This window comes from Magnetococcales bacterium (assembly GCA_015232395.1).
In the GTDB taxonomy this organism is placed as follows: Bacteria; Pseudomonadota; Magnetococcia; order Magnetococcales; family JADFZT01; genus JADFZT01.
Window position 1 is genome coordinate 23,514 of record JADFZT010000008.1, and the last position, 15,802, is coordinate 39,315.

At 54.3% G+C, this 15,802-nt stretch carries 16 protein-coding genes; 10 read left to right on the top strand and 6 right to left on the bottom strand.

The features are described from left to right. Positions 1-44: 44 nt before the first annotated feature. Together HQL52_04125 and HQL52_04130 are read right to left on the bottom strand one after the other, a co-directional pair. The gene (locus HQL52_04125; GenBank protein MBF0368624.1) at positions 45-770 is read right to left on the bottom strand and encodes a phosphoribosylaminoimidazolesuccinocarboxamide synthase; all 726 of its coding nucleotides are present in this window, start codon (positions 768-770) and stop codon (positions 45-47) included. 12 nt (positions 771-782) lie between these two features. After that, positions 783-1,685, bottom strand: coding sequence for a TIGR00282 family metallophosphoesterase (locus HQL52_04130; GenBank protein ID MBF0368625.1), 903 nt, complete (start codon positions 1,683-1,685; stop codon positions 783-785). A gap of 233 nt (positions 1,686-1,918) precedes the next feature. Between HQL52_04130 and HQL52_04135 the strand changes: the two genes are divergently transcribed. Continuing rightward, positions 1,919-2,365: a YtoQ family protein gene (locus tag HQL52_04135; GenBank protein MBF0368626.1), complete on the top strand. Its 447-nt coding sequence runs from the start codon at positions 1,919-1,921 to the stop codon at positions 2,363-2,365. A 213-nt stretch (positions 2,366-2,578) separates the two neighbouring features. Continuing rightward, the gene (locus HQL52_04140) at positions 2,579-4,240 is read left to right on the top strand and encodes an acetolactate synthase large subunit (GenBank protein MBF0368627.1); all 1,662 of its coding nucleotides are present in this window, start codon (positions 2,579-2,581) and stop codon (positions 4,238-4,240) included. 352 nt (positions 4,241-4,592) lie between these two features. On the opposite strand, the gene HQL52_04145 is transcribed toward HQL52_04140, so the two are convergent. Then, positions 4,593-5,042, bottom strand: a complete 450-nt coding sequence (locus tag HQL52_04145) for a hypothetical protein (protein MBF0368628.1) — start codon at positions 5,040-5,042, stop codon at positions 4,593-4,595. Between HQL52_04145 and HQL52_04150 the strand changes: the two genes are divergently transcribed. Genes HQL52_04150 through mobB form a run of 3 tightly spaced genes read left to right on the top strand, consistent with a single transcriptional unit; the run spans position 5,041 to position 7,165 of the window. Then, complete coding sequence (locus HQL52_04150) at positions 5,041-6,363, top strand: LbtU family siderophore porin (GenBank protein MBF0368629.1); 1,323 nt, start codon at positions 5,041-5,043, stop codon at positions 6,361-6,363. The two genes, HQL52_04145 and HQL52_04150, sit on opposite strands and share 2 nt — an antisense overlap. Positions 6,364-6,370: 7 nt before the next feature. Continuing rightward, positions 6,371-6,622, top strand: coding sequence for a molybdopterin converting factor subunit 1 (moaD, locus tag HQL52_04155; GenBank protein ID MBF0368630.1), 252 nt, complete (start codon positions 6,371-6,373; stop codon positions 6,620-6,622). A gap of 36 nt (positions 6,623-6,658) precedes the next feature. Beyond that, a complete protein-coding gene (mobB, locus tag HQL52_04160) occupies positions 6,659-7,165 on the top strand; it encodes a molybdopterin-guanine dinucleotide biosynthesis protein B (protein ID MBF0368631.1) in 507 nt (168 codons plus the stop codon). Between the two features lie 60 nt (positions 7,166-7,225). On the opposite strand, the gene HQL52_04165 is transcribed toward mobB, so the two are convergent. Further along, positions 7,226-7,891, bottom strand: a complete 666-nt coding sequence (locus HQL52_04165) for a lytic transglycosylase domain-containing protein (protein MBF0368632.1) — start codon at positions 7,889-7,891, stop codon at positions 7,226-7,228. A 727-nt stretch (positions 7,892-8,618) separates the two neighbouring features. On the opposite strand from HQL52_04165, the gene HQL52_04170 reads away from it, so the two are divergent. The 5 genes from HQL52_04170 to HQL52_04190 all read left to right on the top strand — a co-directional run bounded on the left by HQL52_04170 (position 8,619) and on the right by HQL52_04190 (position 13,939). Further along, the gene (locus HQL52_04170; protein ID MBF0368633.1) at positions 8,619-9,242 is read left to right on the top strand and encodes a hypothetical protein; all 624 of its coding nucleotides are present in this window, start codon (positions 8,619-8,621) and stop codon (positions 9,240-9,242) included. 425 nt (positions 9,243-9,667) lie between these two features. Then, positions 9,668-10,204, top strand: coding sequence for an O-acetyl-ADP-ribose deacetylase (locus tag HQL52_04175; GenBank protein MBF0368634.1), 537 nt, complete (start codon positions 9,668-9,670; stop codon positions 10,202-10,204). 60 nt (positions 10,205-10,264) lie between these two features. Next, positions 10,265-11,242: a diguanylate cyclase gene (locus tag HQL52_04180; GenBank protein ID MBF0368635.1), complete on the top strand. Its 978-nt coding sequence runs from the start codon at positions 10,265-10,267 to the stop codon at positions 11,240-11,242. Positions 11,243-11,520: 278 nt separating this feature from the next. Beyond that, on the top strand, positions 11,521-12,492 hold the full coding sequence (locus HQL52_04185; GenBank protein ID MBF0368636.1) for a lysophospholipid acyltransferase family protein: 972 nt from the start codon (positions 11,521-11,523) through the stop codon (positions 12,490-12,492). A 703-nt stretch (positions 12,493-13,195) separates the two neighbouring features. Next, positions 13,196-13,939, top strand: a complete 744-nt coding sequence (locus HQL52_04190) for a response regulator (protein ID MBF0368637.1) — start codon at positions 13,196-13,198, stop codon at positions 13,937-13,939. A gap of 141 nt (positions 13,940-14,080) precedes the next feature. On the opposite strand, the gene HQL52_04195 is transcribed toward HQL52_04190, so the two are convergent. Both HQL52_04195 and HQL52_04200 read right to left on the bottom strand, forming a co-directional pair. After that, the gene (locus HQL52_04195) at positions 14,081-14,863 is read right to left on the bottom strand and encodes a transporter substrate-binding domain-containing protein (protein MBF0368638.1); all 783 of its coding nucleotides are present in this window, start codon (positions 14,861-14,863) and stop codon (positions 14,081-14,083) included. Positions 14,864-14,892: 29 nt separating this feature from the next. Continuing rightward, the gene (locus HQL52_04200) at positions 14,893-15,390 is read right to left on the bottom strand and encodes a chemotaxis protein CheX (GenBank protein ID MBF0368639.1); all 498 of its coding nucleotides are present in this window, start codon (positions 15,388-15,390) and stop codon (positions 14,893-14,895) included. Positions 15,391-15,802 lie beyond the last annotated feature (412 nt).

Genomic DNA, 15,802 nt, shown 5'->3' on the forward strand with positions numbered 1-15,802 from the left:
GAGCCACCTTGCACCTCCGATATGTCTGCTTTGAAATTCAGGCCTCAGGCCTCTGAGTCAACCTGGAGCCCCATGCGAGCGGCCACTTCCTGATAGGCCTCCTCCACCCCACCAAGATCCCGGCGAAAGCGATCCTTATCCAGCTTTTTGCCGGTCTTCATATCCCACAGGCGGCAGGTATCCGGGGATATTTCATCCGCCAGCACCACGCGACCATCAGAGAGACGACCATACTCCAGCTTATAGTCCACCAGGTGGATACCGATGTTGGCAAAAAAGCCCAGGAGAATATCGTTGATCCGATGGGTCAGCTCAACAATCTCCTCCACCTCCCCTTCCGTGGCCCAACCAAAAACATCGATATGGTCCAGGGTGATCAGGGGATCGTCCAATTCATCGGACTTCAGATAAAACTCCACCACCGGCCGGGAGAGCACTTCGCCCTCTTCCCGCCCCAGGCGCTTGGCCATGGAGCCCGCCACCCGGTTGCGCACCACGACTTCGGTGGGGATGATCTCCACCCGGGACACCAACTGCTCCCGGGCGTCGAGACGCTCGATAAAGTGGGTCGGAATACCCACCACACCCAAAAGGGTCATCAGGTGGGAGGCGATGAGATTGTTCACCACTCCCTTGTCGCTGATGGTGCCTTTTTTCTTGGCGTTGAAGGCGGTGGCGTCATCCTTGAAATATTGGATGACCTGGTCGGGATTGGAGGTCGCAAAAACCGCTTTGGCCTTGCCTTCGTAGAGCTTTTCCAGCTTTTCCATTTCAACCATCCTTTACGTTTTGGAATAATCGGTTTCCGGCAATCCTGCTCCCCGTCGCAGGGGTCTGATCTCCTGGCAGCGCCCGGTTTTGGCATCCAAACGCACCAACGCCCCAGTCAGCATACCATTGCCGTGAACCGGTTCAAATTTTCTGGGCAAACAGGTCAAAAACCGCTCAATAATCCCTTCAGAGCGCATGCCGATCACCGAGTCGTAGCAACCCGTCATGCCGATATCGGTCTGATAGGCCGTACCTCCCGGCAACACCCGACCATCTGCCGTGGGAATGTGGGTGTGGGTTCCCAAAACCGCTGAAACCCGACCATCCAGGTGAAACCCCATGGCCACTTTTTCCGAGGTGGCCTCAGCATGAAAATCAACGATGATACCCTGCAGATCCCGCCCCATGACGACCTCTTTGAGTAGGCTGTCGGCAGAGCGGAACGGACAATCCACTGGATCCATAAAAACCCGCCCCTGGAGGTTTAACACCCCGATTCGAACCCCTTCCCGAATCTGAAACACCCCATATCCCCTTCCGGGTGCTCCGGGGGGATAGTTTCTCGGGCGGATCAGGCGAACCTCCTGATCCAGGTAGGGCAAAACCTCCCGATGCCGCCAAACGTGATTGCCGGTGGTGATAAAATCAACCCCGCTGGTAAAAAGCTCCTTGGCGGTGGCGGGGGTGATGCCGATACCGGCAGCGGCATTTTCACCGTTGGCGATCACCGCATCCACCCCGAGTTTTTTTCGAACCCCGGCGAGATGTTCCCGGACAGCCCGACGTCCGGGGCGGCCCACCACATCTCCCAGCATCAAAATCGAAACGGTGTTGCCGTTGCGTTTGCTGCTCTTGCCCCCGTTGCGACCGGATTTTCGATCCTCCCCCTCGAAGGATGGCTGGTTTACTGACATAATTGCTGTCTGTCCTTTGCGTGGGGATCGTCCGTGGTTGGTAAAGAAAAAGGGTGGTGTTTACCACACTGGCTCCCCAAAGGCACCCCATTTTCCAGTCCAGGGGCTCTCCAGAGGCAGATCCTCTTGACCAAAAGCCCCCCATCAGGCAGAAATCCAAGGGCCTATCTTTAAAGATCCATGCAGACATCAAAGATCCATGCAGACATCCCTTCAGAAAAGGAAATCGACCCATGAACTGGCGGATTCATCTCTCCGGCGAAATCCACAGCGACTGGCGGCAACGGATTATTTCAGCCATTGAAGCCGCCAAGCTCCCCGTCACCTTTACCTCTGCCGTGACCGACCACGCCGCCAGTGATGAGGTGGGAGAGCGCATTCTGGGGGTGGAAGCCGAACCCTTCTGGAAAGATCACAAGGCGGCCAAAATCAACGCCATCCGCACCCGCAACCAGCTGGAAAAGGCGGATGTGGTGGTGGTGCGTTTTGGGGATAAATATCGCCAGTGGAATGCCGCCTTTGATGCGGGCATGGCCGCCAGCCTGGGCAAACCCCTGATCATCCTCCACGACCCCACCCTCACCCATGCCTTAAAGGAAGTCGATGCCGCCGCCTTGGCAGTGGCCCAACATCCGGAGCAGGTGGTGGAGATCCTCAAGTATGTAATCGATCATCCCTGATCAGAGAGGATAAAACGGATAAGTGAGAACCATGGCCAAACAGAGAGTAGCCGCTCCCGCGCCATGATTCCAAAAGTTTTCTACATAAATGCCGGAACCGACCTGATCATTTAAGACTCAACGATGGAGAGGGAGGTGGGGATCAAAACCAGCCTCCAGAACCATTCAGCCCCCCTCCCCCCCAATCACACCATTGTCTAAAAGGTATGATACATGTCCAACACCCCTTCACAAAAAGCCTCCGATCTCTTCGTCAAATGCCTGGAAGCTGAAAAGGTAGAATATATTTTTGGCGTACCCGGAGAGGAAAATCTGGATCTGTTGGAATCAATCCGCCACTCCTCCATCCGGCTGATTTTAACCCGCCACGAACAAGCCGCCGCCTTCATGGCCGCCACCTATGGCCGCTTGACCGGCAAGGCAGGGGTCGCCATCGCCACCTTGGGGCCGGGGGCGACCAATCTGGTCACCGGTGTCGCCTATGCCCAGCTGGGGGGGATGCCCCTGGTGGTGATTACCGGGCAAAAACCGATCAAAAAATCGAAGCAGGGGCGTTTTCAGATCATTGATGTGATCGGCACCATGAAGCCCATCACCAAAATGGCCGAACAGATTCCCTCTGGAGAGCGCATTCCCTCCCTGGTACGGGAGGCTTTTAAACGGGCCGAGGAAGAACGCCCGGGGGCGGTGCATCTGGAGCTGCCCGAGGATATCGCCCGGGAGGAGGCCGAATCCATTCCCTTACAGAGAATCATTCCCCGCCGCCCCACGCCAGACAGCAAAGCCATTGAAAATGCAGCGGACTTGATCATGGCCGCCCGCCATCCCCTGATTTTGATCGCGGCAGGGGCCAACCGCAAACGGATCTCCCGCTCCCTTACTGATTTTGCAGAAAAAACCGGCATTCCCTTTGTCTCCTCCCAGATGGGCAAGGGGGTGGTGGATGAGCGGCTGCCGGGATATATGGGGACGGCGGCTCTGACCGAAGGGGATTATCTCCACTGCGCCATCGACCGGGCGGATTTAATCATCAGCGTCGGCCACGATGTCACCGAAAAGCCCCCGGCCATCATGGGCCATCGCCACACCGCCCCGGTCATCCACATCAATTTTTATTCCGCCTCCATTGATGATGTCTATTTTCCCAACCTGGAAGTGGTGGGAGACATCTCCCAAACCCTGGATCTGCTGACCGCTCGTGTCACTCCCTCTTCAGAGTGGGATTTTGCCTACTTTAAACGGGTCGCCACCGAGCACCACAAGCAGGTCCAGGAAAAGAACGACGACGATAGCTTCCCTCTGCTCCCCCAACGAATCGTTCGGGATCTCAGAGAGGCGATGCCGGAGAATGGCATTTTGGCTCTGGATAACGGCATGTATAAAATCTGGATCGCCAGAAACTATCCCGCCTACCGCAAAAACACCGTCCTCCTGGATAACGCTCTTGCCAGCATGGGCACCGGCCTCCCCTCAGCCATGGCGGCTAAAATGTCCCTGCCCAGCCGCAAGGTGGCGGCGGTGTGTGGTGATGGGGGCTTTATGATGAACTCCCAAGAGATGGAAACGGCGGTGAGGCTGGGATTGGATCTGGTGGTGATTGTCTTGAACGACAACGGCTATGGCATGATCAAATGGAAGCAGGAGGGGATGGGCTTTGCCAACTATGGTCTGGATTACAACAATCCCGATTTTGTCCGCTATGCCGAAAGCTATGGGGCTCACGGTCACCGGGTGGAGAGCGCCGACGATCTGGCCCCCCTGCTCACACGCTGCCTCAACTCCCCCGGCGTACACCTCATCGAAGTCCCCATCGACTATTCCGAAAACCACCGGGTACTCACCCAGGAGCTGAGCGAAAAGGTGTGCTTGGTGTAAATGATGAAGCCAGGGGGCCTGCCTGAGGCTACAGGAACAGGCAGCCCTCTTCGGCCCTCATCTGGATATGCAGCGAAGGTCATGGCACATGATGGCGTTGGGGATGATTTTCCCCAGCGCTTTTTTTTGATACCGATAAAACAGCACTTCTCTGAATCTTGGCTGATATCCCCCCATTCGGAAGCAAGACTGGTTCGGTTGCCGGGTCGATGAGCCGGAAAATGAGGGTTCATCCGTTCTCGGAAAAGCAAAAACAGAGTGATTCAGTGACAAAACATCCCCCAAAACCGCTATACATCCCTTTCGACCGAATAACAGTCACTCTGCTCAATGGCGGGATGGTGCACGGGATTCAGGCCTTCACAAGCTGGCTTTTCAGGGATATCAAGACCAAACAGGTAGGCATTTTTTTTATGGCTCGTTCATCGTTCCATCGCTTCAAAGTGGTATTTTTTGCCCCCTGCCTGCATCCCATTTCAAGCCAAAACCAGCCCCAAAACACAAACAATAAATCCGATTTTTTCGAAATAAACAAATAACTTACAAGACCATCACCCCCATCAAACCAGCAACCGGCACAGTTCATGCTCTTCTTTGCACGGATTCTTTTATAAAAATCGACCCAAACCCCAACCATCCCCCAATCACAAAAAAAGGGGGGATCTCCAAAAAAACGCTTAGGAGCGATAAGGGATCGGTCGATAAGGAACTCTCCAGGACGCCCCCTTGGAAGGACGTCTCGGAGTGCCCGTATGAATTGAAACGACGCCCCATAAACCGGCTCTTTAAGGAAAGAAGACATGAAATCCACTCTGTTAAGTACCATGTGCATGTCACTGGTTCTGGGCGTCTCGGCTACCGGTCTTGCAGCCGGAGTTCCTGACTACCAAGGATCAGATGGCCCCCTCCCCTCCCGCTCTGAAATGTGGGATCTCATCAAAAAACAACAGCGGGAACTGGACGCCCTGAAGTCCCAGGTGGGTGATGCCAGCAAAGGGATCGATGCCAACCGCGAATCCAACGCCAGCATCGCCCAGAAGACTGACGATCTGGCTGCCAGCGTTGAATCAGCCAAGGAATCGATGTTCCCGGCCCACTGGAGCAAACACATCTCCATCGGTGGTGTGGTTGAGGTGGATGCCTCGGTCACCAACAACGCCGACGGCGACTATTCCACCACCAATGACGACGACGGCTCCGACATCGTTCTGGCCACCGTGGAGTTGGACATCCACGCCACGGTCAACGAGTGGGTCAGCTCCGATATCGTCCTGCTCTATGAAGATGACGGCGAAACCCAGTTGGATGTGGACAGCGCCACCATCACCATCGGTAACACCGACAAATATCCCATCTACATGACCGCCGGTCTCATGGGCCTGCCCTTCGGTGTCTATCCCTCCAACATGATTTCCGATCCCATGACCCTGGATATCGGTGAAACCTACGACACGGCTGTTCTCGTCGGTTTTGAGCATGCTGGCTGGTACGGCTCCTTTTACGTCTTCAACGGCGAATCCAACAACATGAACTCCGAAGACGAAATCGAGCACTTCGGTGGTAACCTCGGTGTCGCCCACGAGGGTGACGGCTTCACCTTCGAAATCGAAGTGGCCGCCATCAACTCTCTCGAAAACAGCGACATGTTTACCGGCATGGACCAAGACCTCGATGGCGACGGTACGGCTGACTGGGATGTGGGCCAGATGCAAGACTATGTGCCCGGTGTCAGCGCCCACGCCATTCTCGGTATCGGCGGCTTTGCTCTGATCGGTGAATTTACCGGCGCAGCTGACGAATTTTCCGCAGGTGAAATCACCTTCGACGGCTCCCCGGCCCAGCCTTACGCCTGGAACATCGAAGCGGGTTACACCACCGAAATCAACGAGCGCTCCACCACCTTCGCCATCGCCTATCAGGAGTCCGACGAAGCCCTGGATCTGGGTCTGCCCGAAGAGCGGTTCCTGGCTGGTGTCTCCATGGAGATCTTGCGTAACACCACCCTCGCCTTTGAGTATGCCCACGACGAGGATTATGGCACGGAGCATACCGGAACCGGCACCAACCAAGGCTCCGGCAATGATTCCGACTCCGGCACCCTGGAACTGGCTGTCGAGTTTTAATCAACCCATGGCCCAATTTCTCTACTTCGCATGGGTCCGTGAAAAGATCGGTGTCGGGGGGGAAAGCCTGGAACTTCCGGAAAGTGTGGGGACCGTAGCCCAGGTCCTCACCTTTTTACGGAACAAGGGCTCCCCCTACGATGCCGCTCTCAAGGATGAACACCTCCGGGTCGCTGTCAACCAGACCTACGCCCAGCCAAACGACCCGGTCACCAACGGGGATGAAATCGCTATTTTCCCCCCGGTGAGTGGCGGATAAGGACAACGGTGCATGCCTGAATCCACCCCCTCGAACATCCCGGTCATGGGTTTTGCCGCCCCGAGTGGTACCGGCAAAACCACCCTCATGGCCGGGGTGATCGAGGCCCTCTCCCAAGCGGGCTTCAACACCGCCGCTCTCAAGCACGGCCACCACCCGGCGGATCCGGACGTGCCCGGCAAGGATACCCACCGTTTTCGGCAGGCCGGGGCGCAGACCGTCATCTTTGCTTCCAGCGAGCGGTGGTTTTTGATCCAGGATCTCAAAGAGCAGCCCGAACCCTCTCTCAATGACCTCACCCAACATCTGGGTGGGCATGACCTCATCCTGGTGGAGGGGTATAAAAACGACGACCACCCGAAAATTTTGATCCATCGGGCAGGGGTCACCCCCGCCAAAGGGATTCCCCCCCTGACCAACGTCGTTGCCATCGCCACGGACGATCCCCAACTCGAAGCGGACCGTCCCCGCCTGGCTCTCAACGACCCCCAAGAGGTGGCCGCCTTCATTCAAAAATTTTTAGGCCTGAAAAAACCCGCCTGACACCCGCGTCAGCTCCCTTTGGCGCTGGTCACAGGCAGGTCCGGATAGTTGCAAAAAAGATCAAGCCGTCGCCACATCGCTGTTAGCCACACCAGCTTCCAACAAGTTATTCACCTTGACGATATAGTTGCGGGTTTCGGCAGGCATGGCCTCGGGTCGACGCTCCAGATTGCCCATGCCCCAGTTATAGGCTGCCAGAGCCAGATCTTTTTCGCCGTCATAGCGGTTCAGCAATTTTTTCAGATAACGGCTGCCCCCGGCGATGTTTTGCTCCGGATCGAAAGGATCCTCCACCCCGAGACTTTCAGCGGTCGCAGGCATCAGCTGCATCAAACCTTGGGCCCCCACCCGGGAGAGCGCTTTGGGATTACCACTGCTCTCCACCTGAATCACCGCCCGGATCAATCCTTCATCCAGATCATTCTCCTTGGCCACCTTGCGAATGATATCGCCAAAGGGATCCTGGCTGTTTTGGCCGGTGGATTTGGGGGATGGGGTCGGTACCGGGGGGACGGCTGGCTGTGAGACCCCTGTCTCCTGGGTAGAACGGGGAGTGGGTGTCGGCACCGGAAAATCCCCCTCACCGGCTGCCAGGGTGGTCGGGGTAGCGCTGTCAGCCCCCTTGTTAACCGTCGTATCGGATTTGGAAGCCAATGCTCCCTGGTAGGCTGTTTTGGCAGGTGTGTTCGCCCCTTGCAGCATTCCGGCTGTCGCCTGGGTGATCATACCGGGTAGCAGTTCCTGGATCGTCGAAGCGCCACCACTGCCACTCCCCGAAAGCATGGGGAATGAGCCAGCCCCCATCCCTCCCCCAGCAGGAAAGGAGCCGCTCCCCATCCAGCCACCGGAATCCACCCGGGCCATGGCCAGTCGAACCATCTGCACCAGATAATTGACGGCCTCATGATCCAATACTGGCGGATCGGTATCGATTGGGTTGGAGCTGCCTTGAATGGCCTGGGCCAGCGTGTCCTGAAAAAGGTCGGTATCAGGAGTGGAAACCGGCTCCGGCGTTGAAGAATCGGTCTTTGAACCAAATACCCGGGCCAGGTCGATGGGATGGATCATGATCTGTTCCACGATTCAAGAGTGAGGGATGACATCGTCGATGGAGATGCGTTTACAAAAAACATGCAATTTCCATACCGCCATTCTCTTTCCTCACATTTTCCACCCCTTCCCCCCATCCATCAAACGCCTACTGTTAAAGACAATCCAACAAATCATTATATCGTCATCTGCAATTTACTGGTTCGATAAAATAGTTGCTATTCAAATTGAAAGCAGCCATACTTTCAGAAACTATTCATTAACAAAAATAATCACTTATAAATAAACACCTGACTTCGACTCAATAAATATCCGCTTTCAGCACCCTCAATATTCGCCTTCGGTACGCACCTATTGGCAGCACTGATTTTCTGTTTTCATACCATGCTCAGGAGACTTTTCCATGGATGACAGAAGGTTGGAACGCTCTATGGCTTGCGATCTACCCGTCAAGGTCGAACTGACCCTGGAGGGGCCGCACACCACACATGGAACCTTGAGCGCCATCTCCCACTCCACCGCCTGGCTGACTGTCCCGGGCGAATACCCGCTGGATAAACGCTGTTTTTTAAGGTTTTTCATCGAAGAGGAAGCGTTTTATTCCAGGGGGACGATCACCGAATCCTCTGAAACAGGGGTCGTGGTCCACATGGAAAATGGCCTGCCGATCTTCCGGGAAGTCGCCCGGCTCAACATTTTCGCCAAACAACACACCCTGAAAAAACTACTCCATGCCAAAAAGGTCAACCTGCTGTTGGATCATGCCGAGGTCTATCACGATAAAAACCGCAAAGCCAACTGCTGGGAAATAACCGAATGCGGCAAGGAGTTTGCCTGCATTGCCGGTACCGACACCCGATATGATGGGCTTTTGGGGGGCAAAAATGGTGGCCGCTTCTGTGCCTTTATCGAAGGCACCCTCTGCAAGGATGGTGTCCCTCTGACCAGCGAAAAAAAGCTCGAAAAATGCCTTAACTGCAAAATCTACTATGAAATCATAAACGACAATTTCCCGTCCATCTCATAGAATGAGTCCCCCTCACCCCACACCAAGAAACACCCTCCAACCGTGCTCCGCCCCCCCCAATCCGCCAATAATCAAGTCCTCTACCGACTGACCGGATTGTTCCTCTCACGGCCTTGGCCCCCTCCACCACCATTCCAGCCCCCCTTCCAACCTGGTGTGATAAAACCTTGCCCAGGAGCCTTCCTGAAAAACCGTGATACCTGGCCGTTACCTTACCGCTCATCATGGATCAAGCCATTGGCCCCAACCCTGCCCTTCCCCTGCAACTGATTTGATTGGTTCTGTCCTGCACAAACAGTTGAAATAATACGTTTTTTTCTTAACACACAGGCAGGCCCATCATTTTGTTCAGTTTTGGCAATTGTGAAGTTTCATTAATTTATGTAACTTAATTGTTGCAGAATTCCCCATGAGAGGAGCAAACGATGCAGCCACCCACGATCGATATTCGTACCGGTGACATCACTCAACTCCATGTGGATGCCATCGTCAACGCCGCCAACAGCTCTCTGATGGGAGGTGGGGGGGTGGATGGGGCCATTCACCGAGCTGCAGGCCCTGCTCTCAAGGCAGCCTGCCAAAAAATCCGGGAAACAAGCTATCCGGACGGGCTGCCCACGGGGGAAGTGGTGATAACCCCAGGGGGTAATCTGCCTGCCCTGCATGTGATCCACACGGTTGGGCCGGTCTATCATCACGAGCCGCAACCCGCTCTCAAACTGGCGGCCTGCTATCGCAACGCTTTGAATCTGGCCCGGGAAACACAACTCTCCACCATCGCCTTTCCCGGCATCAGTACCGGCGTTTACGGCTACCCCAAGGAAGAGGCGGCACAAGTGGCTGCCCAGGAGATCAATGCTTTTCGAAAAAGTGGCTCAGGTTCTCTCAAGCAGGTGGTTCTCATCGCCTTTTCCGAAGGAGATGCGGCCATCCTGCGACAAGCTTTTGGAGATACGGGATAATGCCTGCCAACAGCTCAAAACCAGCCTGCTTGTGGGTTATGGAAGAATCGCTGCCTCCCTATGACTGAACCCGGCATTCTATTACGGATCGGCATATTAGGGGCGGGCCCTGGCGGCTGGGGCATGCTCAAGGTGCTCCACGACCTGCCAAAAATCCAGGTCGTAGGCATCTGTGACCTCGATCCGGAAGCCCCGGGCCTCAAGGGAGCCCGCAACGTCGGTATCCCCGTCTACGATACCGCCACAGCCCTGATTGCCAACCAGCCGATGGACTGGCTGATCAACGTCTCCAACGTTTCGCTGACCCAACGCCACCTCCTCACCCTGGAGATGCGGGACTCCATCAATATTATCGACGGCGCCGCAGCCGAAGTGGTGTGGCGGTTTTTGGTGGGTTTTCACCAAATGATGGAACTCTGCCCGGAGCAGGAGCGAAACTGCACGTATGATGCGGTCTGGTCCTTCATCACCAACATTACCGACCCGGTTCAGAAGGTTCAAAACCAACTCAACACCATCGCCTTCCGAGACCCCCTGACCGGTCTTTTTACCCGACGCATCCTGATGGAATTTTTGGAACGGGAGCTGCGCAACTCCTACCGTTTTTCCCGCCCCCTGACCATCCTGATCTCCGACGCCGACCATTTTAAATCGATCAATGACCTGTTCGGCCACACCCATGGGGATCACTGCCTTCAGGATCTGGCCCAGTTTCTCTCCAACTCCCTGAGGCCCCGGGATCTGGTGGCCCGCTTTGGAGGAGAAGAGTTCGTCACGGTGCTTCCGGAAACCGGTCTGGAGGATGCCCATCAAATCGCTGAGCGACAGCGGGCCCAAATAGAAAAAAATCTCATCCGTCCCGATGGCAAGCCCGTCACCATCAGCGTTGGCCTGGCCACCCTCACACCTGATCCCAACCAACGCATAGCCCCGACCGTCCTCCTGGAACAAGCCGATCAGGCCCTCTATCAAGCCAAAAATGCCGGACGCAACCGGGTGGTCGCCTTCGATCCCAAGTGGGAACGGGTTGTTATCTGAATTAAATCCGCAGATCCGACACCTCTTCCGGCACAAAACCCATCCAATCACCGCCTCCAGCCAACCGTAACCCTTGCCAACCGGCCCCAGCCAGCTTGCCAATCCCCTTGCCGTAACGCCCATCTCCTGGAAAAATGTCCCCTTTCCGGTCATCATTGACTCAGTCATCGTCATTCGCAGTCGACTGAGTGACAAGGTAAGGTGGCCAGGGTCAGACTGACTCAGCCGCCAACCGATAACGCTCTCACCCCTCCAACCATCCTCTCTGGAGCCTGGAAGTGACGTTTTTAAAATCCGCCATCAAGGACACCGTTCTCTGGCTCTATTGGTATCCCTTTCGCTGGCTGGTGCGCGCCATCCCCCCTCTGGCCCGCTACCGGATAGCCCGAATCCTGGCCCGATTGACCTATTGGCTCGGTTGGAAAAAAAAGCCCTACCTGGAAGAGTTGGAACGAATCCGCACCCTGGCCGGTGGCGGAGATGTGAATGCCTGGCTCCTGGAGGCCCTCTGCCACCGCTGGATGACGGAGCTGGATGTCTTTCTATTCGACCGCTTCAACCCCGAAAACACCCCGGAACTGATGGGGTGCCAGGGGCTGGAACATCTGGATGCCGGGCTACAAAAAGGACGCGGCGTCATGCTTCTTTTTGCCCATTTTGGCGCCAACCAGATGGTGATGCCAGCCATCGGCCACCGGGGCTACACCATGTCCCAATTGAGCGCCAATCCTCTGGTCTGGGTGGAAAAACGGCCCAACCAGCACTTTTCCCCCATGGCCAGAAAAGCCCTCGCATTGCGCTGGGAGCTGGAGTTGGCCCTGCCGGTCACCCACGTGGATATCTTCGGCTCCATCAAAGGGGCCTTTTCCTGCCTGAAACGCAACCAGGTATTGGGTATCGCCATGGATGGTGCGGGGGGCAAAGAGATTGTGGAGGTGGATTTTTTGGGCCGCAAGGCCAACTTTTCAGTGGGGGCTGTGGAGATCGCCCATCGCACCGGCTGTGAAGTGCTCCCCACCTTCATGGTGCTGGATGAAACCGGTCGCTATACCCTCCATATTCTCCCCCCCATGTCCCTGACCCGGGATGAAAAAGGTCAACTGGAGCGACAAAAAACCATTCAGGATTTCGTGATTATTTTGGAAAAGTATGTCCTGAAACATCCCGGCCACTATGTCCATTTCCTGGCATTGCGCCGCTTCATGGAGCTGATGGAGGGGGATGAGCCGTTTCTGTTTGACGAAAAATAAAATGACCGGTTAGCCCGACCCTCCAAGCAGGAGCCCTCTTCGGAATAAATGGATATGGACCGCTTCGCTGGCATTCACGCCTCTGCATTCGATTGGGCTCGCCCAAAAAAAACGACTGATCGAAACAAAAAAACGCTTATCCCATATGGAATTCTGCAACAGACCCTGACCTCTCCAGATTACGTCTCTATTTGTTAACCATTTTGATCAAATCACGATAGACCATCCCACAAAAAGGTGTCCAAAAGTGGACAGGTGCAAAAGATCTATCCACTTACCTAGTCATTTGAAATGTTTGACAAACATTCAAACAAACCGAAAACACTGGTTGATTTTCTTCCCCCCCTCTCTCTTGGCATATTCCCCACACACAAACTCAACTGTCTGTTTTTTCACGCAAAAACGAAAAAACAAATGTGGCATCATTTCTGCTGATAATACAATCAAGACACATAAAGGTTCCGTACCCGCTCACTGATTCATTTTTATCTGATTTCACGCTTGCTCGCTGACAGACCGCCCAGCAAGCCATTCAAATTGACCTACCATCAAGATATCAACTGATCATGGCATGGATAACGATTATTAATCCATATCTTTAGGTGCACTGTTCCTTTGTCTCGTACGACCAACGACCCACACTACTGCCATCATCAGGGTCATGAAAAACTGATTTCGAGATGACTGGGAAGGAAGCAGACACATGACTACTCAGAAGACCATCCTCGCAGCGGAAGATTGCGCCACCACGAGACAATTGATCAAACTCGTCCTCCAAACAGGTGGCCATACCGTCTACCTGGCCCCCGACGGCAAGGCGGCTTTTGAAATGTTTCAGGCGCTGAACCCTGATCTGGTCGTCACTGATTTCAACATGCCTTTTGTGAATGGTCTTGAACTGGCAAATCAAATACGTTCCGAAGCCTCATTGTCAAACGTCCCCATTCTCATGCTGTCGGCTGAAACGTCCAGTTTATTGAAAGAAAAAGCGAAAAACATACCGATCTCCGGATGGATGGGCAAACCGTTCAGCGCGACCAATCTGAAGAAAGTGGTCCAGCTGCTTCTGGATAGACACGATGCCACCGAAAAGGCTTTTGACGCCAAAGCCTCAACAGCACCCGAGCCCATCACCAGCCACCCAATCTGTCAGAATGAATACGATACGATTCAACACATTCAGATCGAGCTGGATGCCCTGATAGATCATATTCAGCACAAAAACCTGGAAAAACAGCATCTACCATCCCTAAGACAGATCAAATCGTTTTTTTGCCAACAGACGAAAAAACGCCCGCTTGTGGCTCAACGCTGCAAAAAGTGCTCTTTTCCAGAGTGCCAAACAACACAAAAACTGCTTAATCTTGGTCTCGCCATTGACATGAAAAAGGTGATGGGAGGACACCAACTCCAGCTACAGGAAAGCTTTGCCCAATTCACCCGCTGACCTACTGCTACCGGCCCTGGTCAATCATGGCATGGTGTGAATGTGAAAAACTGAAAACAGAAAAAGGCGCTGCAAAGCAGGCTTGGAGCCCCCCCCCGGGGAGAGATGGTCAGAGAGGCTAACGCTTCAGGGTTTTGAAACTCAGTGGTGGGAATCAATTATCTGCTGAAATGCGCCACTCTCCCACCCCTTGCGGATGGCCCCGTTGACCCGATCCATAAAGCCATCCTTGTTGTGCGTTTTCAGGATGCCCAGGTGGTTTGAATCCCGGTTGAAGGGGGTTGGCAGGAGTTCGAAACGATGGCGATTTTTGGATAGGTTGGCATCACTCGCAATCAGGGCGTTGAACCCAGCCTTTCCCGGCCCCACAAAGGAGGCATCCAGACGCCCCCGCATAAGCATTTTCAAGCGGGAAACCGGATTGGTCCCCTCCACTGCCGTAAAATATTTTTCCTTACCGATCTCATAGTCCCCCCCATAAGTCCCTCCTTTGACTGCACCGATCCGTTTATCCTTCAGGTCAGACAGGCTCTGGTAAGGAAAGGCATAATCCTTTCGGACCACCAGCAGCACCTCATCAAAATACATGGGAATGGAATAGTCGAAACGTTTGAGTCGCTCGGCGGTTTTCGAAAAGCCGATGATCGCTCCCTTGCCCGCCTTGGCATAAGAGAAGGAACGCGTCCAGGAATAGAGCTCCACCGTAAAGCGGCAACCAACCTCCCGGGCGATATAATCGGTCATATCCACCAGAATTCCCTTGGGGGTGTTCTCCAGGAGATAGGATTTGGGGGGTTTGTAGGCATTACCGTAGATGGTCATCTCACAGGCAGAGGCCGGTCGAACCACCAGGACCAGAGCGATCCACAACACTCCCCCCACCCACCATCGAACGGCACGCTTGGGGCTTATTCCAAATCCCATGATCATTTCTACCCGTAGTTATCGAGGGGTCAATAATAGACGGTGACGCAAAAGATGCCGCCATGCATCTCGAAATATTGTTTGGTCACCCGGGTGGAGCTTTTGTAAGCCATTCTATAATCCTGCCCCCAAACCACGATAGGTGGGGTCAAGTTGATATCCTGCTGGAGCTGGAGCCCCCCCCCAAGTCTTCTTTTGACCCCACCGGCGATGATATTGGCCAACTCCCCATAGGCATCCGTGATGACGTTGGACATGTTGGAAAAATCGCTCTCCTCGAAGATGCCGTCGGAAAAGGCCCCGGTCACATCCATGGCGGTTCGGATCGGGGCACTCAGATGCAGCCCACCGTCAAGCCCCCCGGAAAAACCGATGATGGCGGTAATGCCGATATCCACCCGCCGATCCAGATCTTCCTCCTCCCCAAAAAAATGGGCCCCCGGGGTAACCTTATAATCCAGAGGAAAATAGGAATGAACGATCTCATCAACACTTGAAATGATGGTTTTGGTCAGCTCTATATGCATGTATGGCCTACCGGTTCCCCATTTTCGGAATAGTCATATGTCATTCACCTCACCTTGAGGCTGGTCCGAAAACCGAAATCCGCTCCCCCCTTTTCCATTGACCTACCTAACCCATGACCCGATTACCCGGCGAGGCTTCCCACCCTGGACCCGACCACTCGATTTACCCTGAATTTCAGACCCAAATCACCGGCTAATCTTGATAAGAGACACTTCACAAATCAACCAAACGATAGATTTTCTCCCCTTGGCTGATCCCTTTGCTCTCCTCACCACCAGGTAAATATCTCAGAAAAAAAATCGAACAAAAAAATTCCACAAGAAACAAATATGGTGGCCGCAAAAGCCCCATCCAGCCGATATATTCTTTCGATCCCCCCCATCGCCATCAACAAACTCGGCCAGAGTCACC

What these genes read in the sequence shown, in the direction of transcription:
- HQL52_04125 (MBF0368624.1), bottom strand. Translation starts at nt 770, where the DNA reads ATGGAAAAGCTGGAAAAGCTCTACGAAGGCAAGGCCAAAGCGGTTTTT.
- HQL52_04130 (MBF0368625.1), bottom strand. Translation starts at nt 1,685, where the DNA reads ATGTCAGTAAACCAGCCATCCTTCGAGGGGGAGGATCGAAAATCCGGT.
- HQL52_04135 (MBF0368626.1), top strand. Translation starts at nt 1,919, where the DNA reads ATGAACTGGCGGATTCATCTCTCCGGCGAAATCCACAGCGACTGGCGG.
- HQL52_04140 (MBF0368627.1), top strand. Translation starts at nt 2,579, where the DNA reads ATGTCCAACACCCCTTCACAAAAAGCCTCCGATCTCTTCGTCAAATGC.
- HQL52_04150 (MBF0368629.1), top strand. Translation starts at nt 5,041, where the DNA reads ATGAAATCCACTCTGTTAAGTACCATGTGCATGTCACTGGTTCTGGGC.
- HQL52_04145 (MBF0368628.1), bottom strand. Translation starts at nt 5,042, where the DNA reads ATGTCTTCTTTCCTTAAAGAGCCGGTTTATGGGGCGTCGTTTCAATTC.
- moaD (MBF0368630.1), top strand. Translation starts at nt 6,371, where the DNA reads ATGGCCCAATTTCTCTACTTCGCATGGGTCCGTGAAAAGATCGGTGTC.
- HQL52_04165 (MBF0368632.1), bottom strand. Translation starts at nt 7,891, where the DNA reads ATGATCACCCAGGCGACAGCCGGAATGCTGCAAGGGGCGAACACACCT.
- HQL52_04170 (MBF0368633.1), top strand. Translation starts at nt 8,619, where the DNA reads ATGGATGACAGAAGGTTGGAACGCTCTATGGCTTGCGATCTACCCGTC.
- HQL52_04175 (MBF0368634.1), top strand. Translation starts at nt 9,668, where the DNA reads ATGCAGCCACCCACGATCGATATTCGTACCGGTGACATCACTCAACTC.
- HQL52_04180 (MBF0368635.1), top strand. Translation starts at nt 10,265, where the DNA reads ATGACTGAACCCGGCATTCTATTACGGATCGGCATATTAGGGGCGGGC.
- HQL52_04190 (MBF0368637.1), top strand. Translation starts at nt 13,196, where the DNA reads ATGACTACTCAGAAGACCATCCTCGCAGCGGAAGATTGCGCCACCACG.
- HQL52_04195 (MBF0368638.1), bottom strand. Translation starts at nt 14,863, where the DNA reads ATGGGATTTGGAATAAGCCCCAAGCGTGCCGTTCGATGGTGGGTGGGG.
- HQL52_04200 (MBF0368639.1), bottom strand. Translation starts at nt 15,390, where the DNA reads ATGCATATAGAGCTGACCAAAACCATCATTTCAAGTGTTGATGAGATC.